Below are 19368 nucleotides of genomic sequence, written 5' to 3'. Positions count from 1 at the left end.
TCATTGCGCGTGGATTCCCTGTTCGCGGATGATGCGGCCCAGTGCCGTCACGTCCTGGCGTATGCGCAGGGCCAGGCCCTCCGGTGAGCTGCCGACAGCCTGCCAGCCCTGGGCGGCCAGGCGGGCACGCATCTCGGGCGAGCGCACGATCTCGCCGACCGCTTCGGCCAGCTTCTGCACATGGGCAGCGGGCATGGCCTTGGGCGCGGCCACGGCGTTCCAGATCTCCAGATCGAAGTCCCCCACGCCCAGCTCCTTGAGGCTGGGCAGTCCCGGCGCCAGCGGGCTGCGCGCGGCCGAGGTCACGGCCACGCCCCGCAGCTTGCCGGCCTGCACCTGGGCCATGGCCAGTGCGGGCGGCAGCATGGAAAGCTGCAGGTCGCCCCCCTGGATGGCGTTGAACACCTGCGGATAGCCGGGGTAGGGAATGTGTTCGGGCCTGAGCGCGGAGCGGCTCTTGAGCAGCTCCATGCCCAGGTGGCCCACCGTGCCCACGCCAGGGGAGCCGTAGCTCCAGCGGCTGCCGGCCTGGGCAGCGGCCTCCAGGAAGGCGCGGCCCTCGGGCGCGCCGGCCGGAGCCACCAGCACCAGGGGCGCCACGCCGATCAGGCTGACGGGCTGCAGGTCCTTCACAGGGTCGTAGCGCACGGCGGGGTTGAGCAGGCGGGCAATCGTCAGGTTGCCGTTGATCATTACGCTGAAGGTATGGCCGTCGCGCGCACGGGCCACCTGCTCGCCTGCGATGTTGCCGCCTGCGCCCACCTTGTTCTCGACGATGACGGGCTGGCCCAGGCGCTTTTCCAGCGGCTCGGCCAGTGCGCGCGCCGTGAGGTCCGGGGAAGATCCTGCGGGAAAGCCGACAATCAGGTGCAGCGGCTTGCTGGGCCAGCTGTCGCCCGCCACGGCAGCGCAAGGCAGCAGGGCCGAGGCCAGGGCGGTGGCCAAGGCATTGGCGAAGAGGCGGCGTAGTGGCGAGATGGCGCTGGCGGGCATGGGGTGCGTAGGGGCCGCAAAGGCTGCGGGCAATAAAAAACCCGGAGATTATCCGGGTTTGTCGTGAAGCGGCCTGTCAGCCCAGGCCGTCAGGCCATCAGGCGAACTCGGCCAAGGCCTTCTTCATCTTCTTCATGGCAGCCACCTCGATCTGGCGGATGCGCTCGGCGCTGACACCGTAGACGGCGGCCAACTCATGCAGCGTCATGCCGCCCGAGCCGTCGTCGTTGACCTTGAGCCAGCGCTCCTCGACGATGCGGCGGCTGCGGTCATCCAGCGAATCCAGCGCCATGGCAATGCCGTCGGTGGCCAGGTGGTCACGCTGGCGCGACTCGATCATGGCCGTGGGTTCGTGTGCGCCATCGGCCAGGTAGGCGATGGGGCCGAAGGCCTGCTCGCCATCGTCGCTGGGCGAGGGGTCCAGCAGCACGTCGCCACCGGCCAGGCGCGTTTCCATCTCCATGACTTCTTCGCGTTTGACGTTGAGCTTCTCTGCCACGGCGTCGATCTCGCCCGAGGTCAGCGTGTCACGCAGCATGGCGCCGTCCTCGGCCATGGCGGCGTCGGACTTCAGGCCCTGCTTCATGGAACGCAGGTTGAAGAACAGCTTGCGCTGGGCCTTGGTCGTGGCGACCTTGACCATGCGCCAGTTCTTCAGGATGTACTCGTGGATCTCGGCCTTGATCCAGTGCATGGCGTAGCTCACCAGGCGCACGTTCTGATCGGGGTCGAAGCGCTTGACGGCCTTCATCAGGCCCACGTTGCCTTCCTGGATCAGGTCGCCGTGCGGCAGGCCGTAGCCCAGGTACTGGCGCGAGATGGACACCACCAGGCGCAGGTGGGACATCACCAGACGCCCTGCGGCGTCCAGATCGCTGTGTTCTTTGAGCTTGCGGGCGTAGTCCTGCTCTTCCTCAAGGGTGAGCATGGGCAGGCGGTTGACCGCGGAAATGTAGGCATCCAAATTGCCCAGAGGCGGCACCAGGGCCCAGGGGTTAGCGGGTGCCAAGGTGGTCGCAATGGAGCCGGAGGCGTTTGTCATTGCAGAGTTCCTTTCTTCCATTCCTTCATATTAGCACTCGTTATGACCGAGTGCTAAAGCCAAAGTTCCGTGGGTTTTTCAGACGGTTGCACTCATTTTTGGAGTGCCAAAAGTCGTTTGTGCCTAGTCTGAGCGATTTTTGGAAACCCTGCTTGCCAGCGGTGGGCGCATATTGCTGGGAGAGCATTACAGTTTTTCCAGCAGGCTTTCAATCTGCCGGCCCAGTTGCAGCAAGGCCGGGTGCAGCTCCTGCACGATGGCCGGCAAAGGCTCCGTGGTGGAGACGCTGCAGTTCAGGACATAGATGGCATCGGGTGTCACCAGCGGCGTGGCCAGCGCAACCACTTCCGGCTGCCACGATGCGGCGCAGAAGCCTTGGCTTTTCACGGACTTGATCGCCGCCTGGATCTGCTGCTCCAGCGCAGGCCATTGGGCGCCTCTCTTGAGCCTGAAGCTGTCGAGCAAGGCCTTGCGCCTGGCCGATGGCGCCGCTGCCAGGTAGGCGCGCCCCAGCGACGTCAGTTCCATGGGAACGCGCTGGCCCGAGACCACATGCCTGAGCACGATCCGGCGGCTGTAGCGGATGGATTCCAGGTAGACCATCTCGTCCCTGTCGGGACATGCCAGGCCCACGTTGATCCGGCGTGTCTCGGCGAGGGTGCGCATCAGGGGCGCCGCGATCGACAGCACCGTCGAGCCCGTGCGCATGGCGTGCGCCAGGCTCAGGACCGCCGGGGCCAGGCGAAAGGCCCGGCTCGGGTGGTCGGCCTGCAGCATGCCGCAGCCCACCAGGGTCTGCGTCAGCCGGGTGACCGTGGCCTTGGACAGGCCGGTGCGTTCCGCCAGGTCGCTGTTGCCCAGCAGCTCCGAGCCGGGCCTGAACGCACGCAGTATTTCGACGCCTCTTTCCAGGGAGCGGTTGCTCGGGGACTGTCCCGGCTTGTCATGGAGGATGGGGGATCGCCTGTTCGTCATGCTGCTGCCGCTGGTGGGAGGACGCGCTTGCCCCGGTGTCGAAAGCTGTGTTCTTCCTGCCCGGGTACGGGCGCCTGATGGAAGCCAAGTATTCCACCGAATGCAAGGGAAATGCAGCCGCGGGCTCTGGCGCGCCCGCTTTGGAATTTCACTGGTTGGAATATGGGGGGTCACAAGCGCGGTGCGTTTCCCTAAGCTTTCACAAGCCAGTCGCCAGCGTCATCGCAACGCTGGCGCAGTGACCGGACCTCTGTCCATAGAACCAGGAGACACACCATGCCCAGTTTCGCCGCCCGCCGTTGTGCAAGGGCCATTGCGTTCATTGCCGTGCTCGCGACTGTCTGCAGCGCAGCATCTGCAGCCTTCCCTGAAAAGCCCGTGCGCCTCGTCGTGCCCTTTGCGCCAGGCGGCGGAACGGACCTGATCGCCCGCACGCTGGGGGCCGAGATGGCCAAGGACCTGGGCCAGCCCGTCATCGTGGACAACAAGCCCGGTGCCGGCACGATCATCGGCACCGACAACGTTGCCAAGAGTGCGCCGGACGGATATTCCGTGGTCGTGGCTTCGTTCGCGCACGCCGTCAATCCGGCGTTGCAGGCCAAGCTGCCGTACGGGAGCAACAAGGCCTTTGCTCCGGTGATCCTGATCGGCCGCGGCCCCAACGTGCTGGTGGTGCCCGCCGCCAGCCCGTACAAGACGGTGGCGGACGTGATGGCCGCCGCCAAGGCCAGTCCCGACAAGCTGACCTATGCCTCGCAGGGCGCCGGGACTTCGGCGCATCTGGCGGGTGAGCTGTTTGCCAACCTTGCCAAGGTCAGGCTCACCCATGTGCCCTACCGCGGCGCAGGCCCGGCGCTCACCGATCTCATGGGCGGGCAGGTGGACATGATGTTTGCCACGGCGGCGGCGGTATCCACCTTCATCGACAACGGCAAGCTGCGTGTGCTGGGGGTCACCACGGCCGAGCCGTCTGCGGCCTTCAAGAACGTGCCACCCATCGCCGTCACCGTCCCGGGCTACCGCGTCGAGAGCTGGTACGGCCTGTACGCGCCGGCAGCCACGCCTGCCGCCGTGATCGATCGCCTGAACGCCGCGGCCCGCAAGGCGGCCCGCTCGCCGGAGTTCGTTCGCAAGCTGGAGCACGAGGGCCTGATGGTCAATGCCGGACCTGCGGCGGAACTGGACACCTATGTGCAGGCCGAGGAAAAGCGCTGGGCGCAGATCGTCAGGCAAAACAACATCCATCCCGATTGATCGCACTGGCTGCGATCGCTTTCAAAGCACGCCATGAACTACGAACTGATCCAACTGAATGTCGCCGATGCGGTGGCGACCGTGACCCTGAACCGCCCCGACAAGCGCAACGCCATGAGTGACGACATGCGCACCGAGTTCATCGATGCCCTGGAGCGCGTGGCGGCAGACAAGGCCATCAAGGCCCTGGTGCTGACAGGCGCGGGCAAGGGATTCTGCGCAGGCGGTGACATCGCCGGAATGCAAAGGCGCATGAATGCTCCCGCGGGCGAGGTGGGCTTCAACGGCTGGCAGCGTCAGCAGCGCGTGCACCATGTCCAGGCCCTGCTGCACACCATGCCCAAGCCCGTGATCGCCGCCGTCAACGGCGCAGCGTCGGGCCTGGGGGCAGACACGGCGCTGGCCTGCGACTTCGTGATCGCCAGCGAATGGGCCAGCTTCGCGTGGAGCTATGTGCTGCGCGGCATCATCCCGGACGGCGGCGGCATGTACTTCCTGCCGCGCCGTGTGGGCCTGGTCAAGGCCAAGGAGCTGATCTTCACCGGCCGCCAGGTCAAGCTGCCGGAAGCCCTGGCCCTGGGCATCGTGGACCGCCAGGCCAGTGCCGAGACCTTGGTGGCAGACGCCCAGGCCTGGGCACGCGAGCTGTCCTCGGCTTCTTCCACCGCGCTGGCATTGACCAAGACCATCCTGAACCAGAGCTTCGAGCTGTCTTCGCACGATGTCTTCGCCCAGGGTAGCCAGGCCCAGGGCATCTGCTACACCAGCAGTGAACACCGCGCATCGGTGGAGGCCTTCCTGGCCAAGACGGCCGGCAAGGAGTGATGCCATGAGCGAAGCCATTGCCAAGCTGCTGTCGCCGCGCAGCGTCGCCGTCATAGGCGCCTCTGCCGACCTGAAAAAGACCACGGGCCGCCCGGTGGCTTACCTGCAAAAGCACGGGTTTGCCGGCCGCATTCTTCCCGTCAATCCGCGCGTGGAGCGCATCGGCGATCTGGCCTGCTATCCCGATGTGGCCTCGTTGCCTGAAGTGCCTGATGTGGCCGTGGTGCTGCTGGGCGCCGAGCGTGCGCACCAGGCCGTCAGGGAGCTGTCGGCGCTGGGCTGCGCGGCAGCCATCGTGCTGGCCAGCGGCTATACGGAAACGGGCGAGGACGGGGCGCACCGCCAGCGGCAGCTGATCGAGGCGGCGGGCAGCATGCGCCTGCTGGGGCCCAACACCATCGGGCTGGTCAACCTGACCGACCGGATCGTGCTGTCGCCCTCGGGCGCGCTGGAGATGGACGAGTTCCCCGTCGGAGGCATCGGCGTCGTCTCGCAAAGCGGCGGCATCCTGGGTTCGCTGCTGTCGCGCGCCGCCGCGCGTGGCATCGGCCTGTCCAAGCTCATATCCACCAGCAACGAAGTGGATCTGGAACTGGCCGACTTCATCGACCACCTGGCCGATGACCCGGCCACCAAGGTGATCGCGCTGTATGTGGAGACGGTGCGCCATCCCGCCAGGTTCCGTGCCGCCTGCCTGAAGGCCGCGCGTGCCGGCAAGCCCGTAGTGGCCTTCAAGATCGGCCGCTCCGAGGCCGGCGCCAAGGCCGCCGTATCGCACACGGGCGCCATGGCCGGTGCGGATCGCATGTACGACGCGCTGTTCCGGCAGGTCGGCGTGATCCGTGCGCAAAGCTTTGCCGACCTGCTGGACGTGCCCGCTGCGCTGGCCACGGGCCGCAGGCTGCGCGGCAGGCGCATCGCCATCCTGACGTCCACCGGCGGTGCGGGCACCCTGGTATCGGACGATCTGGGAGTGGCCGGATTCGACACGCCGGCCCCTGACCAGGCGACCGCCGACGCACTGCGTGCGCTGCAGACCGGCAGCGAGGCCGTGCTGGACCGCAACCCCATCGACGTGACCCTGGCGGGCCTGCGTCCCGACCTGCTGCGCGGCGCCATCAATGCCTTGCTGGCAAGCCCCAGCTACGACGCGCTGGTGATCATCGTCGGCTCCTCCAGCCTGGCCATGCCCGAGCTGCTGGCCGGTGCCATCCAGGACTGCCTGCCCCACTCCGACAAGCCGGTGCTGGCCTACGTCAGCCCGCATGCGCCGGAGATCGGCGCGCTGCTCACGCAACGCGGCGTGCCGGCCTTCGCTGCGGCGGAAAGCTGCACGGCCGCGCTGGCGGGCATGCTGGGCGTCAACGGCTTCCAGGGTGCGCCTTCCGTGCCGGTCGTAGGAAAAGGCTCCGTGCATGACCAGGACCTGCCCGTTGGCTGCCTTGATGAAGCGCAGGCCAAGGCCGTTTTCCGCCGTTTCGGCGTGCCGTGCGCGGCCGAGCGTGTGGTGTGCACCGCCGAAGAGGCCGAAGCCGCCGCGCGCGAACTGGGCGGCCGGGTGGTGCTCAAGATCCTTTCGTCCCGGATCACGCACAAGAGCGATGTGGGCGGTGTCGCCGTCGGCCTGACGGCGCAAACCATAGGTGCCCGGTGGGGCGCGATGGTGGACGACGTGCAGGCCAGGGCGGGCGTGCGCCCGGACCGGTTCCTGGTGCAGCAGATGGTGGCCGGCGGCACCGAGCTGATCCTGGGCCTGCACAAGGATGCGCTGGGCACCGCCGTGATGCTGGGCATGGGAGGCGTGACGGCCGAGCTGTTCCAGGACACCACGCTGCGGTTGCTGCCGGACGACGGCTCTCAGCTGGGGGTGCTGAGCCTGTCTGACGCCCTGGAGATGGCCAGGGAGCTCAAGACCTGGCCGCTGCTGGACGGCTTTCGCGGCCGGCCCAGGGCCGATGTCGATGCGCTGGCCCATGCCATCGTCGCGTTCTCTGCAATGGCCGCCCAGCTGGGCGACCGCGTGATCGAAGCGGAGATCAACCCGGTGTTCGTGCTGCCGCAGGGCCAGGGCGTGTGCGCTGCCGATGGTGTGCTGGTTCTGGCCTGAGGGCGCCAGGTACTGCACATTTCTTCCAAAAAAAGACGGCCTCATTGAGGGCCAATCCAAGGAAACCACACATGCATGCGACCGAAGTGTTCGGGCAGTTTGCCGCTCAATACCACCGTACCGAGCTTCCCGAAGCCGTCATCCACCATGCCAAGCGTGCCGTGATCGACTGGTATGCCGCTTTGTTCCCGGGGCTGGGCGCGGCCCCTCTTGCACAGTTGGAGCAGGTGCTTGCCGAGGACCTGGACCGCGGCTCCTGCCGGCTTGGAAACGGCCGCATGGCCACGGCGCGGGCGGCGGCACTGTTCAACGGTTCGGCGGCCCATGCCGCCGAGGTGGACGACAGCTTCCGCGATGCCATGTACCACCCCGGGGCCGCAACCATTGCGGCGGCGCTGGCGGCAAGCCAGCAGGCAGGGGCCAGTGGCCTGGACTTCCTGCGTGCCGTGGTGCTGGGCTATGAGGTCTCCACCCGCATCGGCGTGACCCTGGGCCGGGCCCACTACCGCTTCTGGCACAACACCGGCACCGTGGGCGTCTTCGGGGCAGCGGCAGCCGCAGGGTATGCGCTGCGGCTGGATGCGGGGCAATTCGCCCATGCACTGGCCACGGCGGCCACCTTCTCTGCCGGGTTGCAGCAGGCATTTCGCATGGATTCGATGTCCAAGCCCTTGCATGCCGGGCGCGCAGCGGAGGCCGGCCTGCTGGCCGCGCAGCTTGCGCACCAGGGGGTGACGGGATCGCTGGACGTGCTGGATGGAGAACTGGGCCTGGGCCGCGCAGTCAGCGACGGACCCGACTGGTCAGACATCGGTGCGACGCTGGGCAGGGACTTCCACATCACCCGGCTCACCTTCAAGAACCACGTCGGCTGCGGCCATACGTTCGCCGCCATCGACGCCGCGCTGGCCTTGCGCAGCCAGCATGCCCTGCGGGCGGACGACATCTGCAGCGTGGCCGTGGCCACCTATGGCCCGGCCCTGGATATCGCCTGTTACACCGATCCTGCGACGGAAAACGAAGCCCGCTTCAGTCTTCGTTTCGTGGTGGCCACGGCCCTGGTCCATGGCAGCGTGCGGCTTTCGGCGTACACCCCGGAGCGCCTGGCCGATCCCGCCGTTCGCGCATTGCTTGGGCGTGTCCAGGTGGCCGTGGACCCGCAAATCGACCGGGCCTTCCCGGGAAAGAGATCGGCGCGCGTGGAGATCGTCACCAGGGATGGCCGCTGCCATGGCTGGTTCCAGCCGGACCGCAAGGGCGATCCCGAGCTGCCGTTGTCGGATGGGGAGCTGGAGGACAAGTTCATCGAGCTTGCCGCGCCCGTCGCCGGCGAGGGACGTGCCCGGCAGTTGCTTTCCAACATCTGGGAGCTTGAACGGGCGGGCTGCCTTGCAGGCCTCGCAGCCTGACAGGGCTGCATCGCTTGTGGATTGCAGCCTGGCCTTCAGCAGGCCTGTGACAGCTGCTCCAGGATCGCCGGGTTCTCCAGGGTGGAGGTGTCCTGCACGATGGGCTCGCCGCGTGCAATGCTGCGCAGCAATCGCCGCATGATCTTGCCGCTGCGGGTCTTGGGCAGGTTGTCTCCGAACCGGATGTCCCTGGGCTTGGCGATCGGCCCGATCTCCTTGGCCACCCACTCCCGCAGCAGCCGGGCGATGTCTGCCGCCTCGGCGCCGCTGGGCCGCGAACGCTTGAGGACGACGAAGGCGCATATGGCCTCTCCTGTTGTGTCATCGGGCCGCCCCACGACGGCGGCCTCCGCCACCAGGTCGGTCATGGCCACCAGGGCGGACTCGATCTCCATCGTGCCCATGCGGTGGCCGCTGACGTTGAGCACATCGTCGATGCGGCCGGTGATGGTGAAGTAGCCGGTGCGCGCATCGCGAACCGCGCCGTCTCCCGCCAGGTAGTAGCGGCCCTTGAATTCTTCGGGAAAGTAGCTGGCGACAAACCGCTCGGGATGGCCCCAGATGTTCCTGATCATGGAGGGCCAGGGGCGCTTGATCACCAGGATGCCGCTGTCGCCCCAGGGCAGCTCGTTGCCGGTCTCGTCCACCACGGCGGCGGCAATGCCCGGGAAGGCCAGCGTGCAGGAGCCGGGCACCAGGTCCGTGGCTCCGGGCAGCGGCGTGATCATGTGCCCGCCCGTCTCCGTCTGCCAGAACGTATCGACGATGGGGCAGCGGCCCCCGCCCACCTGCTCGTGGTACCAGTGCCAGGCGGCGGGATTGATCGGCTCGCCCACGGACCCCAGGATGCGCAGGCTGCCCAGGTCGTAGCGCGCGGGATGCACCTGCGCATCGGCGTCGGCCGCCTTGATCAGCGAGCGAATGGCCGTGGGCGCCGTGTAGAAGACCGTCACCCCGTGGGCCTCGATCATTTTCCAGAAGCGTCCCGCGTCCGGGTAGGTGGGCACGCCCTCGAACACCACCTGCGTGGCGCCCAGCGCCAGCGGGCCGTAGGCGATATAGGTATGGCCGGTCACCCATCCGATGTCCGCCGTACACCAGAAGACATCGCAGGGCTGCAGGTCGAAGGTCCAGGCGCAGGTCACGGCGGCATGCAGCAGATAGCCTCCGGTGGCGTGCTGGACGCCCTTGGGGGTTCCGGTGGAGCCCGAGGTGTAGAGCAGAAACAGCGGATGCTCGGCCTGCACCCATTCCGGTTCGCAGACATCGCTCTGGGCTGCGGTGATTTCTTCAAGCCACAGGTCCCGGGGCGGGTGCATGGCGATGGTGCCGCCCGTGCGCCGTGCCACCAGCACGTGGCGGACCTGCTCGCAGCCGGGCTGGGCCAGGGCCTCGTCCACGATGCTCTTGAGGGGCAATTGCCGTCCTCCCCGCACTTGCTGGTCTGCCGTGATGACGGCGCAGGCCCCCGTGTCCGCAATGCGGTCGCGCAGCGCCGTGGCGGAGAAGCCGCCGAACACCACGCAGTGAATGGCGCCTATGCGTGCACAGGCCTGCATGGCGGCCACGCCGTCAATCGACATGGCCATGTAGATGACGACGCGGTCGCCCTTGCCGACGCCCAGGCTGCGCAGGGCGTTGGCCAGGCGATTGACCCTGGCGAGAAGCTGCGCATAGGTCACCTGCGTCACCGCGCCGTCATCGGCTTCGAAGATGAGGGCCGTGCGCTCGCCCAGCCCCCGCTGGATGTTGCGCTCCAAGCAGTTCCAGCTGGCGTTGAGCGTGCCGTCATTGAACCATTCGTAGAACGGGGCGCGGCTTTCATCGAGCACGCGCGTGAACGGGTGCTTCCACTCGACGAACTCGCGTGCGAGCCGGCCCCAGAACGCCTGGGGATCGGCGTCTGCCTCCGCGACGAGCCGGTCATAGGCGGCGCGCCCGCTCACGCGCGCATTGCGGGCCAGCTCTGCAGATGGGGGATAGGACGGTGCAAGGGACGGTGCAAGGTCTTGGCTCATGGTGGTTGTCTCCTGGGTCTAGAAATCAAGGGGGTCACGAAGCCGGTGCAAAAAGCTCAGGCGCAAGGCCCCGGGGCGTCAGTCCCCGCAGTGCCGGCCTATCCAGCCGGCAATGGCCGCCGCGCTGCGGAAGTCGTCGCAGGAGCGGGCCGGAATGTCCGGATGGCGCTGGTTCCACAGGCGTGCCAGCGCCTGGCCGGGGCCGATTTCCAGAACGCACCGCACCTGGCGTGCGGCAATGCTGTCCATGCAGTCGTCCCAGTGCACCGTGCCCGCTATCTGCTCGGACAGGGCTGCACGGGCGCCTGCGGCGTCACGCACCCGCCGGGCCGTGTTGCTGAACAGCGCCACGGCGGGCGCGTGCACGGCCACCTGGCCCAGGTCCTGTGCGAAGGCCTGTGCGGCCTGTCGCATCCACGGGGTGTGGGACGCCACCTGCACGCGCAGCCGGGTGGCATGCGCGCCCTGGCGGGCCGCCAGCGCCTGCGCCTGCTCCAGCGCCGCATGGGGGCCGCCCAGGATGAGGTTCTCGGGGCCGTTGCGTATGGCCACGGCCAGCCCGGTCGTCTCCAGCAGGGCGGCCATGCGTGCGGGCGGCAGGCCGCTGACGGCCAGCAGCCCGCCGCCGGGCATCTGCTGGGCGCAGCGGTCCATGGCCGCCGCGCGGCGCGCGGCCAGGGCGACGATGTCGCAGGCATCCAGCGCGCCCGCGGCACCGAATGCGGGCAGTTCCCCCACGCTGTAGCCCGCCACGGCCGAAGGCGCGGGCAGTTGCGGGGACAGCTGCATCCACGCGGCCATGGCCAGGCCCGCCAGCAGGGGCTGGGCCACGGCGTTGGACTCGGCCCACGGCGCATCGGCCAACCTGTCGCGCCAGTGCGAAACCTGCAGCTGTTCGCAGACTGCCTGTGTCCATGCATCGTCCGCCAGCCAGGCAAGCATGGCGGGATGCTGTGTACCCTGGCCTGAAAACAGCAGTGCAAAGCTCATGGCCGCTCGCAGACACGCAGCACCCAGCAGGCCGCCGCCAGGGTATCGGCCGCGCCGCCCGGCGAAAGGCGGCGCGCCACGAAATCGTCGCAAATGGCCTGCGCCCTGTACAGGCCTTCGGGATGCGCGCATCCGCCTGCCTGGAGAAAGCGGCGCGCGGCATCCTGGCCATGGCGCAGCCCCGGCATGCCCGCGCGGTGAGCGAGGTTGCAGTCGTCCAGCACCGCCATGATGTGGAACAGGGCCTCCAGCCGCGCCAAGGGGGCGGGCAGCCCGCTGGCATGCGCTGTGGCCAGCGCCGGCACGGCGGTGTCGAACAAAACGGGGAAACCCAGGGCCGCCTCCTGCGAGGCGCCCCGCAGGCCGTGGCGGTGCGCGGCGATGCCGCCGGGCAGGGCGGAGGCCCGCAGGCTGCGCTGGTGCAGCGCCTCCCCCCAGTGGCGGCACAGGGCCTCGCGCAGCCATGCGGCGCCGGGAATGCAGGCCTGCTCGGCCAGCACCGCGCCGCCGGCCGCGCACAGCAGGCCCAGCATGAAGACGGCGCCACGGTGGGTGTTGATGCCGCCGGTGGCGGCCAGCATGCGCTGCTCCGCCTCGATGCCCAGGCGCTCCAGCACGGGAAACGATGCGCCCTGGCTGCCTGCCTGTGCGATTTTGGGGAAGTAGCTGCGCAGCGCGAACAGGCTGCGCATGAAGCTGTGGGCATCCATGTCGTCATGGCTGCCGCGGTCCACCAGGGTCACCAGGCCGGGCTTGGGTGTCAGCGACAGCTCGTCGTAGAGGGCCAGCGTGGCCGCGCGGCCGATATGCCCGGTCGATGGCAAGGCCCGGGCCGGGTGGAGAAGGGCAGGTTTCATGCAGGAACTCCAGGCGCCGCAGCCGACGCACACCAGTCATGGTCTTCACGCAGTGCCACCCCGTGCAGGCCCTTGACCAGGACCGATCGCACCTTGCCTGCACGCCAGGCGGCCCATTCGCGCCAGACCACGGCCCAGCCGCCGGGAAACACCAGCTCGGCATCCACGCGCGGGCCTTCCTGCGGCATGGCCTGCAGCAGGCTGGCCAGCCGATCGCCCTGTTCGGCGCCATCGACCGGCACCCAGAGGTCGATGTCCGAGCCGGGCCGCAGATAGGGCAGGCCCGTGATGCACTGCCACCCGTGGCTGCCGAAGACAAAGCCCGTCGCACCTGCAGCGCGAAGGCACTGCTGCAAGGCGCCGTATGTGGCGAGGGGCGAGGCCGAGTGCGAGGCCGAGTACGAGATCGTGTGCGAGGCCATCAGCTCGTCCAGCGAGGGAAATTCGCGGGTGCCTATGGCCGCGCCGCGCGCCACATCGAAGCCCATGCGCCGCCGCTGCCAGCGCCCGGGCGCAGGCAGGCCCAGCGCCATCAGGCCGGCGGCGGCATGGTCGGCCGACTGCCGCGCGACCACCAGCGGCAGTGCATGGTCGCGCCAGTGCGTGAGGATCTCGCGCGCCTGCGCATCCCAGGGGCGTTCCAGCAGGTCTGCCCAGGCCTGCGGGCCCAGGTCCACCAGCTGGTGGCGGTGCAGGGTGTCCGGCATGCTGCGGCCTGCCTTCATCCAGCGGCCAGGACGCGCTGCACCACCTCGGCGGCCAGCTTGCGGCCGCCGCGCTCGGCGCCGTCCAGTGCGCGCATGTCCTCGCGCGGGCTGTGGGCCAGGGCGTCGCGCAGCGCCGCCTGCAGATCGCCTTGCCACAGGCCGCGCACGCCGCCCATGGCCACGTAGTTGCCCACGCCGGGCGCGAACACCGGGTTGGACTCGGACAGGGCATTGAGGAGGGACTCGGGCAGCTTGGTGATGCGCGACATGGCGGGGATGCGCATCACGCGGATCTCGGCCTCGGGCAGGGCGTAGCAGGCATCGGCGATCAGGCCCGAGGTGATGAAGCCGCCCGACAGCGCCTGGTCATAGACCAGGCCGATGACGCGGTGGCCCCGGCGCCGTGCCAGGTCGATGCAGGTGCCCAGGTGGGCCATGGCGCGGTTGATGCCCAGCAGCTCGTCATGGCGGCGCAGTTGCTGGCCCTGCGTGTCGATCAGCAGCACGATGGGGCGGCCAGGGTGCGCGCCGACCGTCTCCAGCACCACGCGGGCTTGGGCCAGGGCCAGCCGCACGCCGATGGGCGCGTGGCCCGTGGTGCCGACGATGGCGAGGGTCTGGCCATCGAACACCGCGTGGCCTTCGAGGAAATCGCCGTTGGCGTGAATCTGGTGGCCCGGGCCGAACAGGTGCTCGGCAAGTGTGTTCCATTGCATGGCGGCTACTCCTGTGAAAAGCCCGTGGCGGGCGTCGTGCGCAAGGCACGCACGGCGGCGGCGTCCAGGTCGGGCACGCGCCAGGCGTCGGGCACGCCCAGGGCCTGCCACAGGCGCATGGCCTCGTCCTGCGGGCCGATGGCGCTGCCCGCCTTGAGGGCGTCCAGGGTGTCCAGCCGCGCGCGCAGCAGCGCATGCTCCTGCAGCAGCCCTTCAAGACTCACCGGGCGGGAGTGGCCCAGCGCGGCGATGGCGGCGGCGCGGAAGGCCTCGACATCGTCGGCCACCAGCGCATCGCAGTCGCCGCACAGCCAGCGGTGCTTGCCGCCCGTGGTGCGCCAGACCAGGGCGCGGTCGCGCGCATCGAATTCATCGACGCCGTGCGAGGCCTCGATCACCTCCGGTCCCGACATGGCCAGGCGGCCGATGTCGCTCATCACCACCTGGTCGGCGCAGCGCGCCACGATGCCCATGCCGCCGAAGCAGCCGTTGGCCCCGCCGATGAGGACCACCACAGGGATGCCCGAGGCGCGCACGTCCAGCAGGGCGCGCATGACCTCCGACACCGCGATCAGCCCGGCATTGGCCTCATGCAGCCGAACGCCGCCCGACTCGGCCAGCAGCAGCACGGCCGCGGGCCGCTCCAGCAGGGCGCGGCGCAGCAGGCCCACGAGCTTGGCGCCATGCACCTCGCCCACGCCCCCGCCCATGAATTCGCCCTCCTGCGCGGCCACGAACACCGTGCGCCCGCCCAGCAGGCCCCGGCCGATGGCCACGCCGTCGTCAAAGGCGCTGGGCACGCCCAGCTGTGCCAGATGGGGGCTGGTCAGCCGCTCGGAGGGCGGCAGCCATTCATGGAAGCTGGCGGCATCCAGCAGCTTCGCCAGGCGCTCGCGCGCCGTGCATTCCGCGTAGCTGATCATGGCTGGCCTCCCTGCAGTTCGGCCAGGGCCTGGTCCAGCCGCAGGCTGACCACGGCCGGCGTGGCCCCCATGTCGTTGATGGACACGCGCACGCCGCCCACGGGGTGGCGTTCGCGGAAATCCTCCACCACGGCCTGCCAGATGGCGCCGAAGCCGTGTGCCGAGGTCTGCACCTGCACTTCGCAGCCATCGCCGCCCGTGCTCTCCAGCATCACCTCCAGGTTGCCCGAGCCGACCACGCCGACCAGGACGGGGGCAAAGGCGCCGGCCGGCCGGCCGCCTGCGAAGCAATAGCTCAGGGACTCCAGCCCTGCGGGTATCTCGCTCATATCGTCTCTCCTACCAGTTCCTGAATCGGCGGGGAGGCTGGTACAGCCCGCCCGAGGCCTGGGCCAGATCGCGCATGCTGCGCGCGGCCAGCAGATTGCGCGTGGCCTGGCGCGGGTCGATGCCCAGGTCCTGCGGACGGCGGATCACCCCGCGGTCACGCAGGTTCTCCACCATGCGACGGTCGCGCGCCAGGCCCACGGCCGTGTAGCCGGCCACGCCGCGGATGGCCTGCTCGCGCTCTTCGTCGCTGCGGCACAGCAGCAGGTTGGCAATGCCTTCCTCCGTCAGGATGTGGGTCACGTCCTCGCCGTAGATCATGATGGGCGGCAGGTCCATGCCGGCCTGCTCCTGCAGCGTCCAGGCATCGAGCCGCTCCACGAAGGCGGGCTGCATGTGCTCGCGGAAGGTCTCCACCATCTGCACCACCAGCTTTTGCCCGCGCGGCGTGCCTGCCGCGCCGCTGCGGCCCGCCCGCGCCTCGCGCCCGGCCTTGAGCCAGGCGGCGCTGGCATGGCGCCGGCCGCGCGCGTCCGCGCCCATGTTGGGGGCGCCGCCGAAGCCGGCAATGCGCCCCAGCGTCGCGGTGGAGCTGTTGCCGTCCAGGTCGATCTGCAGCGTCGAGCCGATGAACAGGTCGCAGGCATAGTGGCCCGCCGCCTGGCAGAAGGCGCGGTTGCTGCGCAGGCTGCCGTCGGCGCCGGTGAAGAACACGTCCGAGCGCGCCCGGATGTAGTCCTCCATGCCCAGCTCGGAGCCGAACGAATGGATGGACTCCACCCAGCCGGCCTCGATGGCCGGTATCAGCGCCGGATGCGGGTTCAGCGCCCAGTGCCGCGCAATGCGGCCCTTCAGCCCCAGCGATTCGCCGTAGGTCGGCAGCAGCAGCTCGATGGCTGCCGTGTCGAAGCCGATGCCATGGTTCAGGCGCTGGACCTCGTACTCGGCGTAGATGCCCTTGATGGCCATCATGGCCATCAGCACCTGGATTTCGCTGATCTGGGCCGGGTCGCGCGTGAACAGCGGCTCGATGACGTTGGGCCGGGGCGCCTGCACGACGAAATGCACCCAGTCCGAGGGAATGTCCACGCGCGGCAGCGCCGTGGTGGTGCCATCCACCATCTCGTTGACCTGGGCGATGACGATGCCGCCCGAAAAGGCCGTGGCCTCGACGATGGCCGGCGTGTCCTCGGTATTGGGGCCGGTGTACAGATTGCCCTGGGCATCGGCCGCGTGGGCCGCCACCAGGGCCACCTTGGGCGTCAGGTCCACGAAGTAGCGCGCGAACAGCTCCAGGTAGGTGTGGATGGCCCCGATCTCCAGCTGCCGGGCCGAGACCAGCTTGGCCAGCCTCGCCCCTTGCGGGCCGGAGAAGCTGAAGTCCAGCCGCCGCGCGATGCCGTTTTCAAACACATCCAGGTGCTCCGGCAGCGCCAGCACCGACTGCACCATGTGCAGGTCGTGCACCTGCTGCGGATCGAGCTGGACCAGGGCGCGGGCCAGGAAGTCGGCCTGCTTCTGGTTGTTGCCTTCGAGGCAGACGCGGTCGCCGGGCGCCAGCACGGCGTGCAGCAGCTCGGTGATGGCGCCGGCATCGACGCGCTTGCCGGCCAGGCGCGGCCCGAGGGCGGCCCGGGCGCGCGCCAGCCTGGCGGCGCGCTCCCCGGCTTTGAGGTTCCAGGAGGGGTCAGTCATGGGGTATCAGGGGTTGGCGTGACATGGAGGGGCAGGGGGCGGGCGTTCCGTCGAAGTGCCTGGCTAGAGGACCACGAACAGCAGCCACACGAGCAGCGGCGCCACCAGGGTGACAAGGCCGCCGTAGACCATCAGCTGGCGGAAGAAGCGGTCGCGGTCCACGCCCTTGGCATTGGCCAGGACGAGGGCGCCGTTGGTCGAGAAGGGGCTGACATCCACGATGGTCGAGGACACGGCCATGGCCGCGATGAAGCCGACGGCGCTCACATCGGAGCCGCCCTGCAGGAAGGGCACGGCCAGCGGAATCAGCGAGCCCAGCACCGCCGTCGAGGAGGCGAAGGCCGACACCACGGCGCCCACGAAGCACAGCAGCAAGGCCGCCACCAGGGGCGAGGTCAGCTGCGCCACGCTGTGGCCTACGAAGTCGATGGTGCCCATCTTGTCCATCACGCCCACATAGGTGCTGACACCCACGATGAGCATGATCTCGGGCCAGGACACCTGGCCCAGCGCGCGCTTTTGCAGGTTGGGCGCCATCAGCGTCAGCACCAGGCCGATGGTGATGGAGACAAAGCCGATGTCCTGCTTGAAGAACAGGGTGAGGACCGCGAGCGCCAGCAGGCCGACCACGGTGGCCACCTGGTAGCTGCGCGATTGCGGGGCGGCGTCCTGTTCAGGGGCGGCGCGCATCAGCGAGTCGCTGGAGCGTGCAGCCGTGTTGCGCTCCTCGGACAGGGCCTCGCCTTCGGCGTCGCCATACACCTGGGCGCCGCCCTGGGCATGCGAGACGCGCGGCGTGGCGGGCACGCTGCCATCGGCGTCGGCCTTCATGCGCATCAGCCGGGCGCCGCCCATCAGGAAGAACAGCAGCACGGCCACGGCCAGGTTGACCCCCATGCTGGCCAGCATGGTGGCCATCTCGTTGAGCGGCAGGCCCGCCTTGGCCACGATCTTGTTGGTGATGCCGCCGTAGATGCTGATGGGCGAGAAGCCGCCGCCCTGCGCGCCATGGATCACCAGCAGACCCATCATCAGCGGATTGATGCCGTACTTGGCGGCAAAGCCCAGGGCAATGGGCGCGATGATGGCCACGGCCGCAGGGCTGACGGCGCCCACCGCCGTCAGCAGGGCCGCAATGAAGAACATGATCCACGGTATGGCGGCAATGCGCCCGCGCACGGCGCGCACCGCCATGCGGACCAGCCAGTCGATGGTTCCGTTGTTCTGCGCCAGCGCGAACAGGTAGGTGATGCCCGCCAGCGTCAGAAACAGGTCGGCGGGAAAACCGCCAATGATGGCCTTGGTCCCCATGCCGGCCACCAGGGTGCCGACCAGGAAGGCCCCGACAAAGGCCAGCAGGCCCATGTTGATGGGCAGTGCCGTCGCCAGGACGAACATGCCTATCAACGCGCCAATCGATATCCAATGGGAATTCATGCGATGTCTCCGGTTTTTTATGCGCCTGCAATACGTGTGCATGCTGGTATGCACGGTACGCGGCGGCCCGGAGCGCATCAATAAAGCGCGAGCGCCAACAATTACGCAGAGAGAAACAATGAAGGGTTAACCCGGCGAAGCGGGGCTGTCGCCCCCGGCACGGCGGTTCAGCCGAGCTGCCCGTCCGCGAGCCGGCACACGCTGAGCAGGGCCAGCAGGTTGGGGTCGCGTTCGCGGGAGCGCAAAAAGGTCAGCACGATGGTCTGGCGCATCAGGTACCTGGCCTGCAGCGGTATCAGCTGCACCTTCTGCGGCATCACGCCGCGCACCCGCCCGGGCAGCAGCGTGTAGCCGACGCCGCCGCTGACCAGGTTCATCAGCGAGAAGATGTCATCCGTCTTCATCACCACGTTGGGCGTGAAGCCGGCCACCCGGAAGGACTCGATGAAGCCGCCATAGGTCGCAAAGCCTTCGCCCAGGCTCACGAAGTTCTCGCGCGCCATGGCGCCCAGATCGACCTCGGCCAGATGCGCATAGGGCGAGCCCACGGGCGCGGCAAAGAAAATGTCGTCCTCGAACAGCAACTGCGTCTGCATGTCGGCGGCGTTGTCCGGCATGGCCATCAGCGCCGCGTCCAGCGTTCCGTTGCGCAGCCGCTCCAGCAGGCCGGCGTTCGAGCCCAGCACCAGTTCGGTCTGCAGATCGGGGCGGCGCAGCTTCAGCGCCATCACCAGCGCCGGCACGGTGCGGTTGGTCAGGGAGTACAGCGAACCGATGCGGATGCGGTCCGCCGAGTAGCCTGCCACCTCGCGCGTGGCGCGTATGCCCTCGGACATGGTGGCCAGCACCTCCCTGGCGACATCGGCCAGGGTCTGCGCTGCCTCGGTGGGCTTGAGGTTGCGCCCCTCGTGCCGGAACAGGGCGCAGCGCATGCCGGCCTCCAGCGCGTGCAGTGCGCGGTGCACGCTGACCGAGCTGGTCTCCAGCCGTTCCGCCGTCTTGGCGAGATTGCCTGTCTCCAGGAAGGCGAGCAGCACCTCCAGTCTGCGGAAGGTTATTTCGTCATCGATTCTCAGGCTCATGGCAACGTCAC

General features: G+C 68.7%; 17 protein-coding genes. 4 read left to right on the top strand and 13 right to left on the bottom strand.

The features are described 5' to 3' along the window. From DELCS14_RS24155 to DELCS14_RS24145, 3 genes are all read right to left on the bottom strand, one after another. The gene (locus DELCS14_RS24155) at window positions 1-993 is read right to left on the bottom strand and encodes a tripartite tricarboxylate transporter substrate binding protein (RefSeq protein WP_013803972.1); all 993 of its coding nucleotides are present in this window, start codon (window positions 991-993) and stop codon (window positions 1-3) included. A 97-nt stretch (window positions 994-1090) separates the two neighbouring features. Beyond that, window positions 1091-2035 carry an RNA polymerase sigma factor RpoH gene (gene rpoH / locus DELCS14_RS24150; RefSeq protein WP_012203622.1) on the bottom strand — a complete coding sequence of 315 codons (945 nt, stop codon included), beginning with the start codon at window positions 2033-2035 and terminating at the stop codon, window positions 1091-1093. A gap of 186 nt (window positions 2036-2221) precedes the next feature. Beyond that, on the bottom strand, window positions 2222-3010 hold the full coding sequence (locus DELCS14_RS24145) for an IclR family transcriptional regulator (RefSeq protein ID WP_013803971.1): 789 nt from the start codon (window positions 3008-3010) through the stop codon (window positions 2222-2224). Window positions 3011-3286: 276 nt separating this feature from the next. Between DELCS14_RS24145 and DELCS14_RS24140 the strand changes: the two genes are divergently transcribed. The 4 genes from DELCS14_RS24140 (at window position 3287) to DELCS14_RS24125 (ending at window position 8605) form a co-directional block, all read left to right on the top strand. Next, complete coding sequence (locus DELCS14_RS24140; RefSeq protein ID WP_013803970.1) at window positions 3287-4264, top strand: tripartite tricarboxylate transporter substrate binding protein; 978 nt, start codon at window positions 3287-3289, stop codon at window positions 4262-4264. Between the two features lie 33 nt (window positions 4265-4297). Beyond that, entirely contained in the window at window positions 4298-5089 is a 792-nt protein-coding gene (locus DELCS14_RS24135; protein ID WP_013803969.1) for an enoyl-CoA hydratase/isomerase family protein, read from the top strand. Window positions 5090-5093: 4 nt separating this feature from the next. Continuing rightward, entirely contained in the window at window positions 5094-7196 is a 2103-nt protein-coding gene (locus DELCS14_RS24130; RefSeq protein ID WP_013803968.1) for an acetate--CoA ligase family protein, read from the top strand. A 71-nt stretch (window positions 7197-7267) separates the two neighbouring features. Beyond that, entirely contained in the window at window positions 7268-8605 is a 1338-nt protein-coding gene (locus DELCS14_RS24125) for an MmgE/PrpD family protein (protein ID WP_013803967.1), read from the top strand. Window positions 8606-8640: 35 nt separating this feature from the next. On the opposite strand, the gene acs is transcribed toward DELCS14_RS24125, so the two are convergent. From acs to DELCS14_RS24075, 10 genes are all read right to left on the bottom strand, one after another. Continuing rightward, window positions 8641-10623, bottom strand: a complete 1983-nt coding sequence (gene acs, locus DELCS14_RS24120) for an acetate--CoA ligase (protein ID WP_013803966.1) — start codon at window positions 10621-10623, stop codon at window positions 8641-8643. A gap of 78 nt (window positions 10624-10701) precedes the next feature. After that, window positions 10702-11613, bottom strand: a complete 912-nt coding sequence (locus tag DELCS14_RS24115; RefSeq protein ID WP_013803965.1) for an acyltransferase domain-containing protein — start codon at window positions 11611-11613, stop codon at window positions 10702-10704. After that, a complete protein-coding gene (locus tag DELCS14_RS24110; protein WP_013803964.1) occupies window positions 11610-12470 on the bottom strand; it encodes a triphosphoribosyl-dephospho-CoA synthase in 861 nt (286 codons plus the stop codon). Before DELCS14_RS24110 ends, DELCS14_RS24115 begins: the two co-directional genes overlap by 4 nt. Further along, a complete protein-coding gene (gene mdcG, locus DELCS14_RS24105; protein ID WP_228676813.1) occupies window positions 12467-13177 on the bottom strand; it encodes a malonate decarboxylase holo-[acyl-carrier-protein] synthase in 711 nt (236 codons plus the stop codon). Before mdcG ends, DELCS14_RS24110 begins: the two co-directional genes overlap by 4 nt. 14 nt (window positions 13178-13191) lie before the next feature. Beyond that, window positions 13192-13893, bottom strand: a complete 702-nt coding sequence (locus DELCS14_RS24100) for a biotin-independent malonate decarboxylase subunit gamma (protein ID WP_012203692.1) — start codon at window positions 13891-13893, stop codon at window positions 13192-13194. Window positions 13894-13898: 5 nt separating this feature from the next. Continuing rightward, window positions 13899-14816: a biotin-independent malonate decarboxylase subunit beta gene (locus tag DELCS14_RS24095; RefSeq protein WP_013803962.1), complete on the bottom strand. Its 918-nt coding sequence runs from the start codon at window positions 14814-14816 to the stop codon at window positions 13899-13901. Continuing rightward, window positions 14813-15145, bottom strand: coding sequence for a malonate decarboxylase acyl carrier protein (gene mdcC / locus DELCS14_RS24090; protein ID WP_012203694.1), 333 nt, complete (start codon window positions 15143-15145; stop codon window positions 14813-14815). The genes DELCS14_RS24095 and mdcC overlap by 4 nt, the downstream gene beginning before the upstream one ends. Before the next feature lie 10 nt (window positions 15146-15155). Next, window positions 15156-16838: a malonate decarboxylase subunit alpha gene (gene mdcA, locus DELCS14_RS24085; protein ID WP_013803961.1), complete on the bottom strand. Its 1683-nt coding sequence runs from the start codon at window positions 16836-16838 to the stop codon at window positions 15156-15158. Between the two features lie 63 nt (window positions 16839-16901). Continuing rightward, a complete protein-coding gene (locus DELCS14_RS24080) occupies window positions 16902-18275 on the bottom strand; it encodes an SLC13 family permease (protein WP_012203696.1) in 1374 nt (457 codons plus the stop codon). Between the two features lie 167 nt (window positions 18276-18442). After that, complete coding sequence (locus DELCS14_RS24075) at window positions 18443-19357, bottom strand: LysR family transcriptional regulator (RefSeq protein ID WP_012203697.1); 915 nt, start codon at window positions 19355-19357, stop codon at window positions 18443-18445. Window positions 19358-19368 lie beyond the last annotated feature (11 nt).

Source organism: Delftia sp. Cs1-4 (assembly GCF_000214395.1).
GTDB lineage: Bacteria > Pseudomonadota > Gammaproteobacteria > Burkholderiales > Burkholderiaceae_C > Comamonas > Comamonas acidovorans.
The sequence above is the reverse complement of the archived record's forward strand: the minus strand, read 5'-3'. Positions and strand labels throughout refer to the sequence as shown.